The sequence below is a fragment of the Kitasatospora sp. NPDC101801 genome, from assembly GCF_044766665.1.
Lineage (GTDB): Bacteria > Actinomycetota > Actinomycetes > Streptomycetales > Streptomycetaceae > Kitasatospora.
In genome coordinates, this window is sequence record NZ_JBIWML010000016.1 from 49,794 (window position 1) to 66,865 (window position 17,072).

The 17,072-nt window shown below is 71.3% G+C and carries 10 protein-coding genes; 4 read left to right on the plus strand and 6 right to left on the minus strand.

The annotated features are described in order from the left end of the window. Positions 1–331 precede the first annotated feature (331 nt). On the minus strand, positions 332–2,032 hold the full coding sequence (locus ACIRPK_RS19500) for an ABC transporter family substrate-binding protein (protein ID WP_403040398.1): 1,701 nt from the start codon (positions 2,030–2,032) through the stop codon (positions 332–334). 363 nt (positions 2,033–2,395) lie between these two features. Between ACIRPK_RS19500 and ACIRPK_RS19505 the strand changes: the two genes are divergently transcribed. From ACIRPK_RS19505 to ACIRPK_RS19515, 3 genes are read left to right on the plus strand one after another with little or no spacing between them, the layout of a single operon-like run. Beyond that, a complete protein-coding gene (locus ACIRPK_RS19505; protein ID WP_403040538.1) occupies positions 2,396–3,379 on the plus strand; it encodes an ABC transporter permease in 984 nt (327 codons plus the stop codon). Beyond that, positions 3,379–4,272, plus strand: coding sequence for an ABC transporter permease (locus ACIRPK_RS19510; protein WP_403040401.1), 894 nt, complete (start codon positions 3,379–3,381; stop codon positions 4,270–4,272). The genes ACIRPK_RS19505 and ACIRPK_RS19510 overlap by 1 nt, the downstream gene beginning before the upstream one ends. Further along, positions 4,269–6,272 carry a dipeptide ABC transporter ATP-binding protein gene (locus ACIRPK_RS19515; protein ID WP_403040404.1) on the plus strand — a complete coding sequence of 668 codons (2,004 nt, stop codon included), beginning with the start codon at positions 4,269–4,271 and terminating at the stop codon, positions 6,270–6,272. Before ACIRPK_RS19510 ends, ACIRPK_RS19515 begins: the two co-directional genes overlap by 4 nt. Before the next feature lie 259 nt (positions 6,273–6,531). On the opposite strand, the gene ACIRPK_RS19520 is transcribed toward ACIRPK_RS19515, so the two are convergent. The 4 genes from ACIRPK_RS19520 to adhE all read right to left on the minus strand — a co-directional run bounded on the left by ACIRPK_RS19520 (position 6,532) and on the right by adhE (position 13,303). Then, the gene (locus ACIRPK_RS19520) at positions 6,532–7,329 is read right to left on the minus strand and encodes a phosphoribosyl-dephospho-CoA transferase MdcG domain-containing protein (RefSeq protein ID WP_403040407.1); all 798 of its coding nucleotides are present in this window, start codon (positions 7,327–7,329) and stop codon (positions 6,532–6,534) included. A gap of 28 nt (positions 7,330–7,357) precedes the next feature. Beyond that, entirely contained in the window at positions 7,358–8,203 is an 846-nt protein-coding gene (gene pflA, locus ACIRPK_RS19525) for a pyruvate formate-lyase-activating protein (protein WP_403040409.1), read from the minus strand. An 80-nt stretch (positions 8,204–8,283) separates the two neighbouring features. Next, positions 8,284–10,551: a formate C-acetyltransferase gene (gene pflB, locus ACIRPK_RS19530; protein ID WP_403040412.1), complete on the minus strand. Its 2,268-nt coding sequence runs from the start codon at positions 10,549–10,551 to the stop codon at positions 8,284–8,286. 112 nt (positions 10,552–10,663) lie between these two features. Further along, a complete protein-coding gene (adhE, locus tag ACIRPK_RS19535) occupies positions 10,664–13,303 on the minus strand; it encodes a bifunctional acetaldehyde-CoA/alcohol dehydrogenase (protein WP_403040415.1) in 2,640 nt (879 codons plus the stop codon). Positions 13,304–13,588: 285 nt separating this feature from the next. Between adhE and ACIRPK_RS19540 the strand changes: the two genes are divergently transcribed. After that, a complete protein-coding gene (locus ACIRPK_RS19540) occupies positions 13,589–13,786 on the plus strand; it encodes a hypothetical protein (RefSeq protein ID WP_403040417.1) in 198 nt (65 codons plus the stop codon). Between the two features lie 55 nt (positions 13,787–13,841). Here ACIRPK_RS19540 and ACIRPK_RS19545 read toward each other — a convergent pair whose 3' ends face one another. Continuing rightward, positions 13,842–17,063 carry a S41 family peptidase gene (locus ACIRPK_RS19545; protein ID WP_403040420.1) on the minus strand — a complete coding sequence of 1,074 codons (3,222 nt, stop codon included), beginning with the start codon at positions 17,061–17,063 and terminating at the stop codon, positions 13,842–13,844. Between the last annotated feature and the right edge of the window lie 9 nt (positions 17,064–17,072).

The following is a 17,072-nucleotide window of genomic DNA, read 5'->3' on the forward strand; positions in this document are numbered from 1 at the left end:
CCGCCACGGCATGCCGATATATCCGATTTACTCCCGTTCTGCCCCGCCGTCAGCGAGAGTTGACGGCGCAGTGCGCGAACCGGGTGACAGCGAACGGGTCCCCGGGCGTGCCCCGCCGGTGCTGTTCGGCGTGTCCGCTTCGACCGGCTAGATTCCTCGGCAGTGCAACGACGACGCGGGCGGTCTGCGAGCAACGCGGAAGGTCAAGGCCGGTGGCGGTACACGGGGGCGGGTTCGCCGCCTCCCCGTGCCGCCGGTCTCGTGATCACCGCGCTGCTCGTCAGTGCCGTCCGGCGTCCGTCAGCCCGTTCCGTTCAGGGGGTTCAGGGGATCACTTCTCCCAGCCGACCGAGGTGATGACGGTGTCGGCCAGGCTTCCCGCGCCGAAGTTGGCCAGCCCCTTGCGGACCGCGACGATGCTCGGGCGCTGGTACAGCTCGTAGGTGTGGCCGAGCTCCCAGATCTGCGCGTCGGCCTTGTTGTAGAGCTTGGCCGCCTCGGTCGGGTCGAGGGTGGCGGCGGCGGTGCGCAGCAGCTCGTCGATCTCCGGCGTGGCCAGCTTGGAGTAGTTCCCGAACACGTTGTCGCCCTGCGGCGCACGGAAGTTGGCCACCCCGGCGGAGAGCGGGAAGGAGCCGGTGTTCCGCCAGCTGGCCAGGTCGAACTTGCCCTGGTTGACGTACTTGCCGAAGTACTCCTTGCTCGGCACCTTGTCGACGGTGAGCTTCACGCCGACCTGCTGGAGCATGTTCTGCACCGCGGTGGCCATGTCGATCTGGGCCTGGGCCGAGCCGTCGCTGAGCACGAAGTGCAGCTCCAGCGGCCGGCCGTCCTTGGTGCGCGGCTGGCCGGCCGCTGCCTCTTTCCAACCCGCCTTGTCCAGCAGGTCCTTGGCGCCCGCGACGTTGTACTTGACCCAGTCGCCGGAGTTGTCCTGGTAGCCGTTCTGGTTGGTCATGAAAAGGTGGTTGCCGAGCGGCTTGAACTCCACCGGCACGCCCTGGTTGACGATCTTGATCAGCGCGGCCCGGTCCAGCGCCAGTCCGAGCGCCTGCCGGACGGGCTTGTCGGCCAGGGGCCCGTTGCCGCCGAAGGAGATGTGCACCTCGTCCCACGGGGTGCCGGTCCGGATCACGCCGTCCTTGGCGTCCTTGAGCTGGCCGTAGGCGGTGGCGCTGCCCGCCGAGGCGTAGTCCACCTCGTTGTTGAGGAACGCCTGGGTGATCGCGGGAATGGCCAGCACCCGGTAGGTGATCTTGTCCAGCTTGGGCTTCGGGCCCCACCAGTCCGGGTTCGGCACCAGGGTGATGGTCTGCGCGGTCTTGTCGATGGTGCCGACCTTGAACGGTCCGCCGACGATCGGCACCTGCTCGATCCAGCCCTGGTTGAACGCCTCCGGGGTGGCGATGCCGGCCGCCGGGATCAGCGGGTTGAACAGGTTCTGCCAGTCCGCGTACGGCTTGTCGAAGGTGACCTTCACCTCCTGGGCGTCGGCACCCTGCTCCACCGAGGAGATCTGCTCGTAGCCGGAGGAGTCGGCGATGTTGTAGGCCGGGTTCTTGCCGTTGGTGGCTTCCCAGACCGCCTTGAAGTCCTGCACGCCGATCTGCTTGCCGTCCGACCACTTGGCCTTCGGGTTGATCTTGTAGGTGACCACCTGCGGCGACTTGGAGGTCACCTCGGCCGAGGTGAGGTACTCCGGCACCGGCTTGAAGACGCCCTTGGCGTCGGTCCGGAACAGCTTGGCCTGGGTGTAGTACATGATCTCGACCGCGTCGCCGTACCGGCCGTCCACCTGGTACGGGTTCCACTGGGTGATCCACTGCTGGAGCGGTGGCCGGAACTCGCCGCCGTCCTTGATTCTGTCCAGCGGCTGCGGGTTGTTGTCCTCGGCGTCCTGGGTCGGCACCACGTTCTTGGCCACGTCACCCGAGCCCGAGCCGGCCGAGCTGCACCCGGTGACGGCCAGCGCCAGTGCGATGGCGAGGACGGCGGTGCGGCGCAGGCCGCGGGCGGTGGTGAAGGCGTCCATCAGGGGTTCCCCCGGGAAGAGTTGGTGGCCGCCAGGTGTGGCGACGCTTGAGCATGGGCAGCCAAGTCGGTGTCCGGCCGAGCCGAACGTAACAGCGGATCAGTTCACGTACCAGGGGGTCTTGTTCACATCTGATCGAATCGAAACGGGCCGCAACACTGTGGCAACACGCCGTCAGTAACCCGCTGAAACACTCTGAACTGCTGCTTCGCCGACCGGTTGGAGCGGTGTGTGTCAGAGTCCTGGACGGCCGACCGGCCATGCCGTAGAACTGCTGCGCGCGAAGCTGCTCCGAAGACCCCTAGAGCGAAGGCAATTCGTCATGCTGACCAGGTGTACGAACCTCCGGACCGGCGGTGCGGGGTGATCCGGTACCTGGCCAAACGCCTGGGCTACTACGTGGTGCTGCTGATCGTCGCGGTCTTCCTGGCGTACGCCCTCTCCAGCACCGCGCTCGGGCCACGCAGCTACTTCGAGGCCAAGCAGCCCCGGCCCTCCGCCGCCTCGGTGGACCGGCAGTTGACCGCGCTGAACATCAACGACCGCACCCCCGTGGTCGAACGCTTCGGCACCTGGGCCGACGGCCTGCTGCTGCACGCCGACCTCGGCCGGACCATCCACGACACCGCGGTGAACGAGGAGTTCGGCCGGCGGATCTGGGTCTCGCTCCGGCTGCTGCTGGTCGGCAGCCTGCTCGGCATGGTGCTCGGTGTGGCGGTCGGCGCCTGGGGTGCGGTGCGGCAGTACCGCTTCTCCGACCGGGCCAGCACGCTGGCCTCCTTCGTGCTGCTCTCCACCCCGGTCTTCCTGCTCGCGCTGCTGCTGAAGAACGGCGCGATCGCCGCCAAGGACGCGGCCGGCCACGAGGTGATCCCGTTCACCGGCTACGAGACCCCGGGGCTGGCCGGCGGCCTCGGCGCCCACCTGGCCGACTGGGGACTCCACCTGCTGCTGCCCACCATGTCGCTGGCGCTCGGCGGGATCGCGGTCTACAGCCGCTACCAGCGCGCCACCATGCTCGACGTGCTCGGCTCCGACTACCTGCGGACCGCCGAGGCCAAGGGGCTGACCAGGAACCGGGCGCTGGTGAAGCACGGGCTGCGCACCGCGGTGATCCCGATGGCCACCATGTTCGCCTACAGCTTCCTGGGCATCTTCACCGGCGCGGCCTTCACCGAGACCATCTTCGGCTGGCACGGCATGGGGGAGTGGTTCATCCAGGCGATCAACGAGCAGGACATCAACTCGGTGGTCGCGGTCAACCTGTTCGCCGCCGTGGTGGTGCTGGCGTCCGGCTTCCTGGCCGACCTGCTGACCGCCGCCCTCGATCCCCGGGTCAGGTCCTGATGACTGCCGTCCTGCCACTGCCCACCGCCGAACTCCTGGCCCCCACCGGACGGTTGCGTCTGGTCACCGGGCGCCTGCTGGCCGCCAAGGGGGTGCTGATCGGTGCGCTGACCGTGCTGCTGCTGTTCCTGCTGGCCTTCGTCGGCCCGTACCTGACGCCCTGGGACTACGCCACCCCCGACTACCTGGCGCTCCGCCAACCGCCCTCCGGCGCCCACTGGTTCGGCACCAACGGACTGGGGCAGGACGTCTTCGCGCAGACCGTCCGAGGGCTGCAGAAGTCGCTGGTGATCGGCCTGCTGGTGGCGCTGTTCTCCACCGTGCTGGCCGGGCTGGTCGGCGCCTGCGCCGGGTACTTCGGCGGCTGGGCCGACCGGGGGCTGACCTTCCTGGTCGACCTGCTGCTGGTCTTCCCGAGCTTCCTGATCATCACCATCATCTCGCCCCGGCTCAAGGGCGCGGGCTGGATCGCCTTCGTGGTGCTGCTGGCCGCCTTCAACTGGATGATCACCGCCCGGGTGGTCCGCTCGATGGCCCGCTCACTGCGCGAGCGCGAATTCGTCCGCGCCGCCCGGTTCATGGGCGTCCACCCGCTGCGGATCATCCTGCGGCACATCCTGCCCAACGTCGCCTCCTTCCTGATCACCGACGCCACCGTCGCGGTCGGCGGCGCCGTGATGAGCGAGGCGGCCCTCTCCTACTTCGGCTTCGGTGTCCGCGCCCCGGACGTCTCGCTCGGTACCCTGCTCGCCGCCGGGACGGACCAGGCACCGGTCTTCCCCTGGCTGTTCTACTTCGCGGCCGGGCTGCTGGTGCTGTTCGTGCTCGCCGTCAACCTGATCGGGGACGGCCTACGGGATGCCCTCGACCCCACCTCCGGGAGCCGGCCGTGACCGCTGACCTGCTCGAAGTAACCGACCTGGCCGTGGACTTCGGCTCCCAGCCGGCCGTCCGGGGGGTCGACCTCGCGCTCCGCCGGGGCGAGACCCTGGGCATCGTCGGCGAGTCCGGCTCCGGGAAGTCGGTCACCGCGCTGGCGGTGCTCGGCCTGCTGCCCGGCAGCGCGCGGGTCAGCGGCTCGGTGAAGCTGGAAGGCCAGGAGCTGGTCGGCCTGCCGGGCAAGGAGCTGGCCGGCCTGCGCGGGCGCAAGGTGGCGATGGTCTTCCAGGACCCGCTCTCCGCCTTCACCCCCGTCTACCGGATCGGCGACCAGATCGTCGAGGCGATCCGGATCCACCAGCGGCTGGACAAGTCGGCCGCCCGCAAGCGCGCGGCCGAACTGCTCGACCTGGTCGGCATCCCGGACCCGGCGCGTGCCCTGGACGCCTTCCCGCACGAGTTCTCCGGCGGGATGCGGCAGCGCGCGATGATCGCGATGGCGATCGCCAACGACCCCGACATCCTGCTCGCCGACGAGCCCACCACCGCGCTCGACGTCACCATCCAGGCCCAGGTGCTCGAGGTGCTGCGGACCGCGCAGCGGGAGACCGGCGCCGCGCTGGTGCTGGTCAGCCACGACCTCGGGGTGATCGCCGGTATGGCCGACCGGGTCGCGGTGATGTACGCGGGCCGGGTGGTGGAGACCGCTCCGGTGGACGAGTTGTTCGCCCACCCCAGGCACCCGTACACCCTCGGCCTGATCGGCGCCGTCCCCCGGCTGGACGCCGACGGCGGCCCGCTGGTCCCGATCCCCGGCCAGCCGCCCGCACTCGGCTGGACCGGCCCCGGCTGCCCGTTCGCCGACCGCTGCCCGCTGGTGCAGGACCGCTGCCGGACCGCCGAGCCCGAACTGACGGGAGCCGGTGACCACCTGGCCGCCTGCGTGCGGGCCGACGAACTGGCCGAGACCCGGCCCCGGCCGCAGGACGTCTACCCGGTACCGCCGCTGCCCGCCGCCGACCCGACACCCCGCGCGGAGCGCGAACCGGTGCTCCGGGTGACCGGCCTGACCAAGACCTTCCCGGTCCTGAAGGGCACCGTCTTCAAGCGCCGGGTCGGCTCGGTGTACGCCGTGGACGGGGTCGAGCTGGACATCCGCCGGGGCGAGACGCTCGGTCTGGTGGGGGAGTCGGGGTCGGGCAAGTCGACCACGCTGTTCGAGCTGCTCGACCTCGGAAAGCCGGAGGGCGGCCGGATCGAACTGCTCGGCCAGGACACCGCGAAGCTCGACCGGGCCGGGGCGCACCGGCTGCGCGGCGAGGTGCAGATCGTCTTCCAGGACCCGATGGCCAGCCTGGACCCCCGGATGCCGATCGGCGACGTGATCGCCGAACCGCTGCTCGCCCAGGGCGCCGCCCGGGACCTGATCAACCGTCGGGTCCCCGAACTGCTCCGGCAGGTCGGCCTCGACCCCGCGTACGCCGCGCGCTACCCGCACCAGTTCTCCGGCGGGCAGCGGCAGCGGATCTCGATCGCCCGGGCGCTGGCGGTGCAGCCCCGGCTGCTGGTGCTGGACGAACCGGTCTCCGCCCTGGACGTCTCGGTCCAGGCCGGGGTGCTCAACCTGTTGCAGCAGCTCAAGGCCGAACTGGGCCTGGCCTACCTGTTCGTCTCGCACGACCTCTCGGTGATCCGCCACCTCTGCGACCGGGTCAGCGTGATGTACCTCGGCCGCACCGTCGAGGCGGGCTCGGCCGCCGAGGTCTTCGCCCACCCCCGGCACCCGTACACCCAGGCCCTGCTCTCGGCCGTCCCACTGCCCGACCCGGCAGCGGAACGGGCCCGCACCCGAGTCCTGCTCCCCGGCGACCCGCCGTCGCCCACGGAGCGGCGTACGGGCTGCGCGTTCCGCACCCGGTGCCCGCTGTACGCCGCCCTGGACCTGGGCCGGCAGGCCCGCTGCGAGGGGGAGTCACCGGCCCTGACGGACGGCGTCGCCTGCCACCACGCCTAGCGGCGGTGCACCCCCAGGGGCTCGGGGGTCCGCTTTTGGCAGGTGCTCAGCCGTCTACGGTCCAGGGGCTCGGGGAACTGCGACGCCGGCCCTTGCAAGGTGATCCGTTCAGGGGTGGTCAGGCACTTTCGTAGTGACCCGAGCGCCAGATCTCCTCGCAGTTCCCCGAGCCCCTGGACCGTAAGTGGCTGAGCGCGTGCCTACAGGGCAGCCCCGCGCCCCTGGGTGGTGCATCTGGACGCCCTGCCAGAGGCGGAGGTCAGGCCGCCCGGGGGAACCACGGGTCGCCGACCAGGCGGGGGCCGTCCGGGGTGTGCAGGGTGAGGACCTGGGGGGAGGTGGAGTACTCGGCGAGGGAGACGGCGCCGTGGCGGGTCTCCAGGTCGGCCTCGACCCAGACCGGGAGTTTGCGGAGCTTGCGGCGGAGCAGCAGCGCGTCCCGCCGGCTGAACGGCAGCGGGCTGCGGAGCAGCAGCCGGAGCGGGCTCTCGGAGGCGGTGACCGGGACGCCGGTGGCGAGTTCGCAGCCGACGGCGCCGATCGGGCCCCAGCTGAGGTGGTAGCCCTCGACCACCTCGGCGGCTGCGGGGAGCGCGGCGAGGGCCGGGATCAACAGCCGGTCGGGGGACAACTGCTCCAGCCGGTCCGGGAGTTGCTCGGGCTTCAGGGTGACCGCGACGGCCGAACGGGGGGCGTAGCCGGTGGCCCGCTGCTCCAGCCGGGGGCCGCGCAGGGAGACCGGGACCCAGGATTCGGGGGCGGCCGAGGCGTCCCGGGTGCAGCGGACCCGGTCGGGCGCGAAGCCGGCCAGTACGGGGGCGCGCCGGACGGTCACCCAGGGGTTGCCACGGAGCACGGACCGGGTCCAGTGCGGCATCGGCTCGCCACCGGAGACCGTCTGTCGCAGGGAGCTGGGGCAGTGCAGCAGGAGCAGGTCGTGCGCGGTCGGCGCCCGGCCGTCCATCGCGGGGACCGGGCCGACCACCCGCCGGGGGCGGCCGGGGTGTTCGTCCTGCTCGCTGTCCCGGTGGCGGCGGCGGGGTGCTGCGGTGGTCATGGTTACCGTGCTCCTGCGTGAGGGGTGGTCAGATGGCGTTCAGGCCGTGGCCGGTGAAGACGGCGCGGGCGGCGGCGACCTGTTCGGGGGTGGGGGTGGGGGTGTCGGCGAGGGGGAAGTCCTGGCCGAGGGCCTCGTACTTGGCGGCGCCGAGCTTGTGGAAGGGGAGGACGTCGACCCGGGAGACGTTGCCGAGCGAGGCGGCGAAGCCGGCCACGCCCTCGACGTTCTCCACCGGGTCGGTCAGCCCGGGCACCAGGACGAAGCGGACCCAGACGTCCTTGCCGAGGTCGGCGAGGCGGCGGGCGAAGTCCAGGGTGGGGTCCAACTGCCGTCCGGTGACCTTGCGGTAGAGCTCGCGGTCCCAGGACTTGATGTCGAGCAGGACGAGGTCGACGTCGGCGAGCAGGGCGTCGGTGGCGCGGGCGCCGAGGAAGCCGGAGGTGTCCAGGGCGGTGTGCAGGCCGAGTTCGTGCTTGAAGCGGTGGAACAGCTCGCCGGCGAAGACGGGTTGGAGCAGGGGTTCGCCGCCGCTGACGGTGGCGCCGCCGCCGGAGGCGCGGATGAAGGTGGTGTACTTCGCGGCTTCGGTGAGGATTTCGTCGGCGCTGGTGCGCTTGCCGTTGCGCATTTTCATGGTGTCGGGGTTGTGGCAGTAGAGGCAGTTCAGCGGGCACCCGGCGAGGAAGGTCACGAAGCGGGTGCCCGGCCCGTCCACCCCGGTGGAGAGGTCCCAGGAGTGCACCGAACCGGAGATCGGCCGCCGGCTGGCGGCGCCCGCCGGGGTGGTGGCGCAGCTCTCGGTCAGCGGCTCCTCGGCAGTCGGGTCGGCGGGCGGGCCGACCGGGATGTCGGTTCCGAGCAGTACGGCCATGGCAGGACCTCCGGGGAAGGGCTCCCGGAGGGCGGCGCCGGAACGGTCGGGGACCGGCGCCGTCCTCCAAGTGGTGGCGGCTAGAGCGAGCCGTGGAAGGTGCGGTTGAGGACGTCGAGTTGCTGTTCGCGGGTGAGGCGGACGAAGTTGACGGCGTAGCCGCTGACCCGGATGGTCAGCTGGGGGTAGTTCTCGGGGTGTTCCATGGCGTCGAGCAGGGTGTCGCGGTTGAGGACGTTGACGTTCATGTGGAAGCCGTTGGAGGCCATGTAGCCGTCCAGTACGCCCGCGAGGTTGGTGATGCGCTCGCCCGGGGTGCGGCCGAGCGCGTCGGGGGTGACGGTGTTGGTCAGTGAGATGCCGTCCTCGGCGTCCCGGTACGGCAGCTTGGCGACCGACAGGGCACTGGCGACGTAGCCGTGGCTGTCCCGGCCGTTCATGGGGTTGGCGCCGGGGGAGAAGGGTTCGCCGGCGCGGCGGCCGTCGGGGGTGTTGCCGGTCTTCTTGCCGTAGACCACGTTGGAGGTGATGGTCAGCACGGACTGGGTGTGCTCGGCGTTCCGGTAGGTGGGGTGCTTGCGGATCTTGCGCATGAACTCCTCGACCAGCCAGACGGCGATCTCGTCCACCCGGTCGTCGTTGTTGCCGTAGGCGGGGTAGTCGCCCTCGATGAGGTAGTCGGTGACCAGGCCGGTGTCGTCGCGCACGGGGGTGACCTTGGCGTACTTGATCGCGGCGAGCGAGTCGGCGGCGACGGAGAGGCCGGCGATGCCGCAGGCCATGGTGCGGCGCACGGCGCGGTCGTGCAGCGCCATCTCGATGCGCTCGTAGGCGTACTTGTCGTGCATGAAGTGGATGACGTTCAGCGCGTGCACGTACGTCTGGGCGAGCCACTCCATCTGCTGGTCGAAGCGGGCCATCACCTCGTCGTAGTCCAGCACCTCGGCGGTGATCGGCCCGGACGCGGGGCCGACCTGGGCGCCGGACTTCTCGTCCCGGCCGCCGTTTACCGCGTACAGCAGGGTCTTGGCGAGGTTGACGCGGGCGCCGAAGAACTGCATCTGCTTGCCGACGGCCATCGCCGAGACGCAGCAGGCGATCGCGGTGTCGTCGCCGAAGCGCGGGCGCATCAGCTCGTCCGACTCGTACTGCACGCTGGAGGTGTCGATCGACACCTGCGCGCAGAACTCCTTGAAACCCTGCGGCAGTTGCGGTGACCAGAAGACCGTCATGTTCGGCTCGGGGGCCGGGCCGAGGTTGTACAGGGTCTGCAGGTAGCGGAACGAGCTGCGGGTGACCAGCGGGCGGCCGTCCTGGCCGATGCCGCCGATCGACTCGGTCACCCAGGTCGGGTCGCCGGAGAACAGCTCGTCGTACTCGGGGGTGCGCAGGAAGCGCACGATCCGCAGCTTGATGATGAAGTCGTCCACCAGCTCCTGGGCCGCCTCCTCGGTCAGCAGCCCGCTGTCGATGTCGCGTTGGAGGTAGACGTCGACGAAGGTGGAGGTCCGCCCCAGCGACATCGCCGCGCCGTTCTGCTCCTTCACCGCCGCCAGGTAGGCGAAGTACAGCCACTGGATCGCCTCGCGGCCGGTGCCGGCCGGCCCGGAGATGTCGTACCCGTAGGAAGCGGCCATCTGCTTGAGCTCACCCAACGAGCGGATCTGCTCGGCGAGTTCCTCCCGCCCCCGGATGGTCTCCTCCAGCGCCGCCGGGTCGCTCGGCATCGCGTCCAGCTCGGCCTTCTCCGCCAGCTTGGCCTCGATCAGCCGGTCCACGCCGTACAGCGCGACCCGGCGGTAGTCGCCGATGATCCGCCCCCGCCCGTAGGCGTCGGGCAGGCCGGTGACGATGCCGGCCTTGCGGGCGGCCCGGATGTCGGGGGTGTAGGCGTCGAAGACCCCCGCGTTGTGGGTCTTGCGGTACTCGGTGAACACCTTCTCCAACTCCGCCGAGACCGGGTAGCCGTACGTCTCCAGCGCGCCGGCCACCATCCGCCAGCCGCCGTAGGGCATGATCGCCCGCTTCAGCGGCGCGTCCGTCTGCAGACCCACGATCAGGTCCAGGTCCCGGTCGATCCACCCCGGCGCGTGCGCGGTGATCGTCGAAGGCACGTCGTACGCGACGTCCAGGACGCCCTTGGCGCGCTCCTGCGGGAACAGGTCGGTGATCTTCTTCCACACCGCGGTGGTGCGCCCGGTCGGGCCGGCCAGGAAGGAGCTGTCGCCCAGGTAGGGGGTGTAGTTCTGCTGGATGAAGTCCCGGACGTCGACGCTGTCACGCCACAACCCGCCCTTGAAACCCTCCCAGGCCCCGCCCTGCGTCTTCTCGATGTGCTGGGTGCTCATGGTCTGCTGCTCCCGCTCTTCGTGGTTCCGAGCTCTGCGCCTACATTGTGAAACGATTCACAAAGTCACATGGGCTCGGAAAGTCCTGATTCGAAGGGACCTTCGTCCCAGCTCAGATGTGGTCCCCGTAGTAGGCCTGCCGCATCAGCTGCTGCATGTCGGCGAGCATCGGCATCCGGGGGTTGGCCGGGGCGCACTGGTCCTCGTAGGCGTACATCGCCTGCTGCGGGAGGGCGTCCAGGAAGGCGGTCTCGTCGACGCCCGCGTTCTTGAAGGACTGCGGGATGCCGACCCTGTCGCGCAGCTGCTCCACCGCGTGGGCCAGTGACTCGACGCCCTGCTCAGGGGTGCCGGCGGGCAGGCCGAGCATCCTGGCGATCTGCTGGAAGCGCTCGGGGGCCACGTAGCTCTGGTACTTGGGCCAGCTGGTCACCTTGGACGGGGCGGCGCCGTTGTAGCGGATCACGTGCGGCAGCAGGATGGCGTTGGTCCGGCCGTGCGCGACGTGGAAGGTGGCGCCCAGGGTGTGCGCCATGGCGTGCACCACGCCCAGGAACGCGGAGCCGAAGGCCATCCCGGCGATGGTGCCGGCGTTGTGCATCTTCTCCCGCGCCACCGGGTTGCCCGGCCCGTTGACCACCGCCTCCTCCAGGTTCTCGAAGATCAGCCGGATGCCCTGCAGGGCCAGGCCGTCGGTGAAGTCGTTGGCGTAGACCGACACGTAGGTCTCGATGCAGTGGGTGAGGGCGTCGAAGCCGGAGTCGGCGGTCACCGCCCTGGGCAGGTCCGTGGTCAGCGCCGGGTCGCAGATCGCCACACTGGGGGTGAGCGCGTAGTCCGCCAGCGGGTACTTCTGGCCGGTCTCCGAGTCGGTGATCACCGCGAACGGGGTGACCTCCGAGCCGGTGCCCGAGGTGGTCGGGATGCACACCAGCTTGGCCTTCTCGCCCAGGTCGGGGAAGGTGAAGGCGCGCTTGCGGATGTCGAAGAACTTCTCCTTCAGGTCCGCGAACACCGTCTCGGGGTGCTCGTACATCAGCCACATCACCTTGGCCGCGTCCATCGGCGACCCGCCGCCCAGCGCGATGATGGTGTCCGGCTGGAAGCCGCGCATCAGCTCCGCGCCCTTGTCCACCGTGTCGATGCTCGGGTTCGGCTCCACGAAGTCGATCACCCGGATCTCCACCGGCTCGGTGCGCCGGTTCAGCACCGACCGGACCCGCTCCAGGTGCCCGATCTCCACCATCGTCCGGTCGGTCACGATGACCACCTTGCGCGCCCCGCGCATGTCGGCCAGGTACTTGATGGAGTTGCGCTCGAAGAACACCTTCGGCGGGATCTTGAACCACTGCATGTTGGTGTTGCGCCGCCCGATCCGCTTGATGTTGACCAGGTTCAACGCCGTCACGTTCCCCGACACCGAGTTCGCCCCGTAACTGCCGCAGCCCAGCGTCAACGACGGCATGAACGCGTTGTAGACGTCCCCGATCCCGCCCTGCGAACTCGGCGCGTTCCAGATGATCCGGCACGCCTTCACGGCATGCCCGAACTCCTCCGCGAACGCCTCGTCCTCGGTGTGCACCGCCGCCGAGTGCCCCAGACCGTTGAACTCCACCATCTCGGTGGCCAGCTTCAGCCCCTGCTTGCGGGTGTCCGCCTTCAGCACCGCGAGCACCGGGCAGAGCTTCTCCCGGGTCAGCGGCTCCTCCGGCCCGACGAAGTCCACCTCCGCCAGGATGATCGAGGTGTCGGCCGGCACCTCGAAGCCGGCCGCCTCGGCGATCGCCACCGGGGACTGCCCCACCACGGCCGCGTTCAGCTTGGCGCCCGCGCAGTTGCGGTCCTCGCCGACCCCGAAGACGTACTGCTCCAGCAGCGCCTTCTCGGCCTTGCTGGCCAGGTGCGCCTTGAGCTTGCGGAACTCGCCGAGCGCCGGGCCGTAGATCTCCTGGTCCAGGATCACGGCCTGCTCGGAGGCACAGATCATCCCGTTGTCGAAGGACTTGGAGACCACCACGTCGTTGACCGCGCGCTTGAGGTTCGCGCTCTTCTCGATGTACGCGGGCACGTTGCCCGCACCCACCCCCAGGGCCGGCTTCCCGCAGCTGTACGCCGCCTTCACCATCGCGTTCCCGCCGGTGGCCAGGATGGTCGCCACCCCGGGGTGGTTCATCAGCGCACCCGTCGCCTCCATCGACGGCGACTCGATCCACTGCACACAGTGCGCCGGGGCACCCGCCGCGACCGCCGCGTCCCGCACGATCCGCGCCGCCTCCGCCGAGCACCGCTGCGCGGCCGGGTGGAAGCCGAACACGATCGGGTTGCGGGTCTTCAATGCGACCAGCGCTTTGAAGATGGTGGTGGAGGTCGGGTTGGTCACCGGCGTGACACCCGCGACCACACCGACCGGCTCGGCGATCTCCACGATCCCGTCGATGTCGTCCCGCCGGATCACCCCGACCGTCTTCATGTCGGCCATGGAGTGGGTGACGTGCTCGCAGGCGAAGATGTTCTTGACGGCCTTGTCCTCGAACACCCCCCGCCCGGTCTCCTCCACCGCCAGCACCGCCAGCCGGGTGTGCGCGGCCAGGGCCGCCAGCGACGCCTTCTTGACGATGTGGTCGACCTTCTCCTGGGTGAACCCCGCGTACTCCCGCAGGGCCTTCAGGCCGTTGCCGACCAGGACGTCCACGGCCGTGGCGGCCTCGGAGGGGGCAGGGGTCTCGGTTGCTGCGGCTTGCTGGCGGGCCATCTCGCTCACCTCGGAGAACGGTGCTGCGTGGCGCTCCGGCGGCGCTGCCGGTAGCGGCTGACAGCTCCACCCTCCGTCCGGAGCGGATGAGTCGGCCATGGGCCTACGATCGGAGTTACGGGGGACCAAAGGCCCAACGGCCCGGAGCCGTAAGGGCTGAGAGAAGGACGGCCGCGTCCGGTCCCGTTCGGCTGTACGGGTGAGCGGCCAGCCCCGGGGTGCGGACCGCCGCGGCCGGTGGAAGATTGGTGGCAGCCCGTCATCCGACCGATCGGAGGAGGAGACATGGGCATTCTGGACAGACTCCGCCACAAGGGTCAGGAGACCGCCGACCCGGTGGAGCGACAGCGGCTCGCCCACGACGAGGCGGCCGACGCCTTCCCCGACACCGCCGCACGCAGCGCCATGCACCGGGCGGAGCCCACCGAGGAGGACCGTCGGGCGGCCGAGGAGATGACCGCCGAGGGCGATCCCTGGGACTGAGGGCACACCGAAGGGGCGTATCCGTCAGCGGATGCGCCCCTTCGGCACGCCCGGCTCAGCGGGGCGGCAGTGGCGGGCGGCGCAGGTCGGGCCGGGGCGCGTCCGGAGGCGGGGGCGTGGCCGCCGGGTGCTCGGCCAGCAGCTCCAGCGCCAGCCGGACGGCCGCCTCCAGCTCGGTGTGCAGCGAGGCCGCCCACTCGTGCGGGCCGCGCACCACCCGGACGTCCGGTGCCACGCCGTGGTTCTCCACCGTCCAGCCGATGCCGCCGGTGAACCAGGAGGCGTTCTTCGGCACCGAGATCTGGGTGCCGTCGCCCAGGGTGTGACGGCCGGTCATCCCGACCACCCCGCCCCAGGTCCGGCTGCCCACCACCGGGCCCAGACCGAGCAGCTTGATGGCGGTGATGATCACGTCGCCGTCCGAGCTGGTGGCGTGGTCGGCCAGCGCCACCACCGGGCCGCGCGGCGCGTCCTTCGGGTAGCGGACCGGATGCCGGCCCCGGCTGTGGTCCCAGGCCAGCACCCGGCGGCTGAGTTTCTCCAGGACCAGTTCGGAGACGTTGCCGCCGGCGTTCCCCCGGACGTCCAACACCAGGGCGGGGTGGTCGAGTTCACGCCGGAGGTCGCGGTTGAACTGGGCCCAGCCGGAGCCGCCGAGATCCGGGATGTGCAGGTAGCCGCACCGGCCGTCGCTCAACTCCCGTACCAGGCTGCGCCGTCGGGTCACCCAGTCCTGGTAGCGGATCGGCCGCTCGTCGGTCAGCGGGGTGACCGCGATCCGGCGCAGGGTGCCGTCGGCGGCGGTCCTGAAGGTGAGCTCGACGGTGGTGCCGCCGGTGCCCGCGAGCAGCGGGGCGGGGCCGGCCGGCAGCTCGGGCGGGCGGCCGGAGACCGCCACGAACTCGTCGCCGTCGCGCAGCCCGTAGCCCGCCAGCGGGGCGCGGGCGCGCGGGTCGGAGGACTCGCCGGGCAGGATCCGGTCGACCAGCCAACGGCCGTCCGGGGCCCGGTGGATGTCGGCGCCGAGCAGGCCGAGCGGCTGCCCGGCCGGGGCCGGGCCCTCGCCGCGCCGGGACGGCGAGACGTACGCGTGCGAGGTGCCGAGCTCGCCGAGCAGTTCCCGGAGCAGGTCGGCGAAGTCGTCGGGGCTGGCCACCCGGTCCACCAACGGGGCGTACTGCTCGACCAGTCCGGGCCAGTTCAGACCGCACATCCCGGCGTCCCAGAACTGGTCCCGGACGATCCGGGCCGCCTCGTGGTACGCCTGGCGCCACTCCTCGGCCGGGTGCACGGTGTGCGTGATCCGACGCAGGTCGACGGTCAACGGCTGGCCTCCGGACGGGAGTTGGAGCAGGCGCAGGGTGCCGGCCGAGAACACCAGGACGGAGCGGCCGTCGCCGGAGACCGAGTAGCCGTCCAGCTGCTCGGCGACCGTGCTGCGGGTGCCCTGGGCCAGGTCGAAGTACTCCAGCGCCGGGCGGCCCGAGGTGTCGGCCGGGTTGGCGAAGGTCTGGCCGAGCGCGCCCGCGATCGGCCAGCGCAGCCAGAGCAGGCCGCCCCGGGCGGCGGCGGTGGCCGAGTACTTGGAGGCGATCACCGGGAACGGGACCAGCCGGGTGGAGAGCCCCTGCGGGTCCACCGTCACGGTGCCGTCGCCGCCGCTCTGCTCCGGGTCCAGGCCGACCGGAGGCCGTCCCTCGGCCGGGGCGGCGAAGGGTGACGGGGTGTCGGCGGCCAGCGGCACCAGGTACGGGCGGCAGCCGAGCGGGAAGGACAGGTCGCCGGTGTGCACGTCGTGCACCGGGTCGAAGCCGCGCCAGGAGAGGAAGACCAGGAACCGGCCGTCCCGGGTGAAGACCGGGTGCTCGTCCTCGAACCGGCCGCCGGTCACGTCGATGGTGTGGGTCGGATCGGCCACCCGGGCCAGCTGGATCGAGCGCAGTGAGCGGCCCGCCACCGGTTGGGACCAGGCCAGCCACTGCGAGTCCGGCGAGAACGCCGGGCTGCCGATCGGCCCGTAGCGGGAGCCGGCCGCCTCGGTGACGGTGCCGTCAGCAGTGGAGACCAGCAGCAGCCGGCCGTCCGAGGAGACCGCCGCCAGGGTCTGTCCGTCGGGTGCGGCGGTCAGCTCCAGCACCCGGCCGAGCTGCCCGGCGGCGATCCGGCGCGGCGGGGTTTCGGGCCCGGAGCGGCCCGGGACGGCGGCCAGCTCGATCGCGTCGGCGCCCTCCGCGTCGGTGATCCAGGCGAGCTGCCCGCCGTGGCCGAGCAGCACCGGCAGCCTGGTCCGCACCCCGGGGGTGTCGGCCAGCACCCGGGCCGGGCCGTCCCGGTGGGCCAGCCAGTACAGGCTGCCGCGCACCGTGATCGCGCTGGCCCGGCCGGTGGTGTCGCAGGCCAGGTCCTTGACCTGACCGGCCGTCGGCACCTGGTACGGGCGGCGGCCCGAGCGCGAGCCGCCGAGCGGGACGTCCAGCCGGCGCGGGTGCGGGTGGTCCAGGCTGTCCAGCAGCCAGAGGTCGCCCGCGTGCTGGTAGACGATCCGGGTGCCGTCGCTCGCCGCCTCGCGGGCGTAGTACGCGGCGTGGTCGGTGTGCCGGCGCAGGCCGGTGCCGTCCAGGCGGCAGGAGTAGAGGTTGCCGACGCCTTCGTGGTCGGAGAGGAACGCGATCCTCGGGTCACCGGGTGGGCCGACCGGCATCGGGGAGGCCAGGTGGCCGGGGTGGTCGGGGAGCAGCTGGGTGGTGCCGAGCCAGAGCCGGCCGGTGGCGCCGCCCCGGTAGCGCTTCCAGGCGGCGGGTTCGTGCGGGGCGGTGGCGGTGAGCAGCACGGTGTGCTCGGCGTCCTGCTGGGCGTCGCCGACCGGGCCCCAGGGCATCCGGCGTCCCGGGGAGCCGTCCGGGGGCAGTGCCCAGGCCCAGGTGTAGTGGGCGAACGGCTCGTGGTACGAGGTCACGGCGAGCACCTCGCCGTCCGGCAGCCAGCCGCGCACCCGGGTGTCCTGGCTGCCCCAGTGGGTGAGCCGGGTGGCCTGGCCGCCGTCCGAAGGGGCGGTCCACACCTCGGGGATGACGGTGAGCCAGCTGGTCCAGGCGACCGTGGCGCCGTCCGGGGAGAGCCGCGGGTGACTGACCCGGGTGCGGTCGCAGCTCACCCGCCAGGCCCGGCCGACAGTGCCGTCCGCGGCCAGCGGGGCGGCCCAGACGTCGTCCTCGGCGGTGAAGGTGAGCAGGCCGCCGCGCAGGTGCGGGTACCTGAGATAGCCGGGCTCGGTCACCCCTTCATG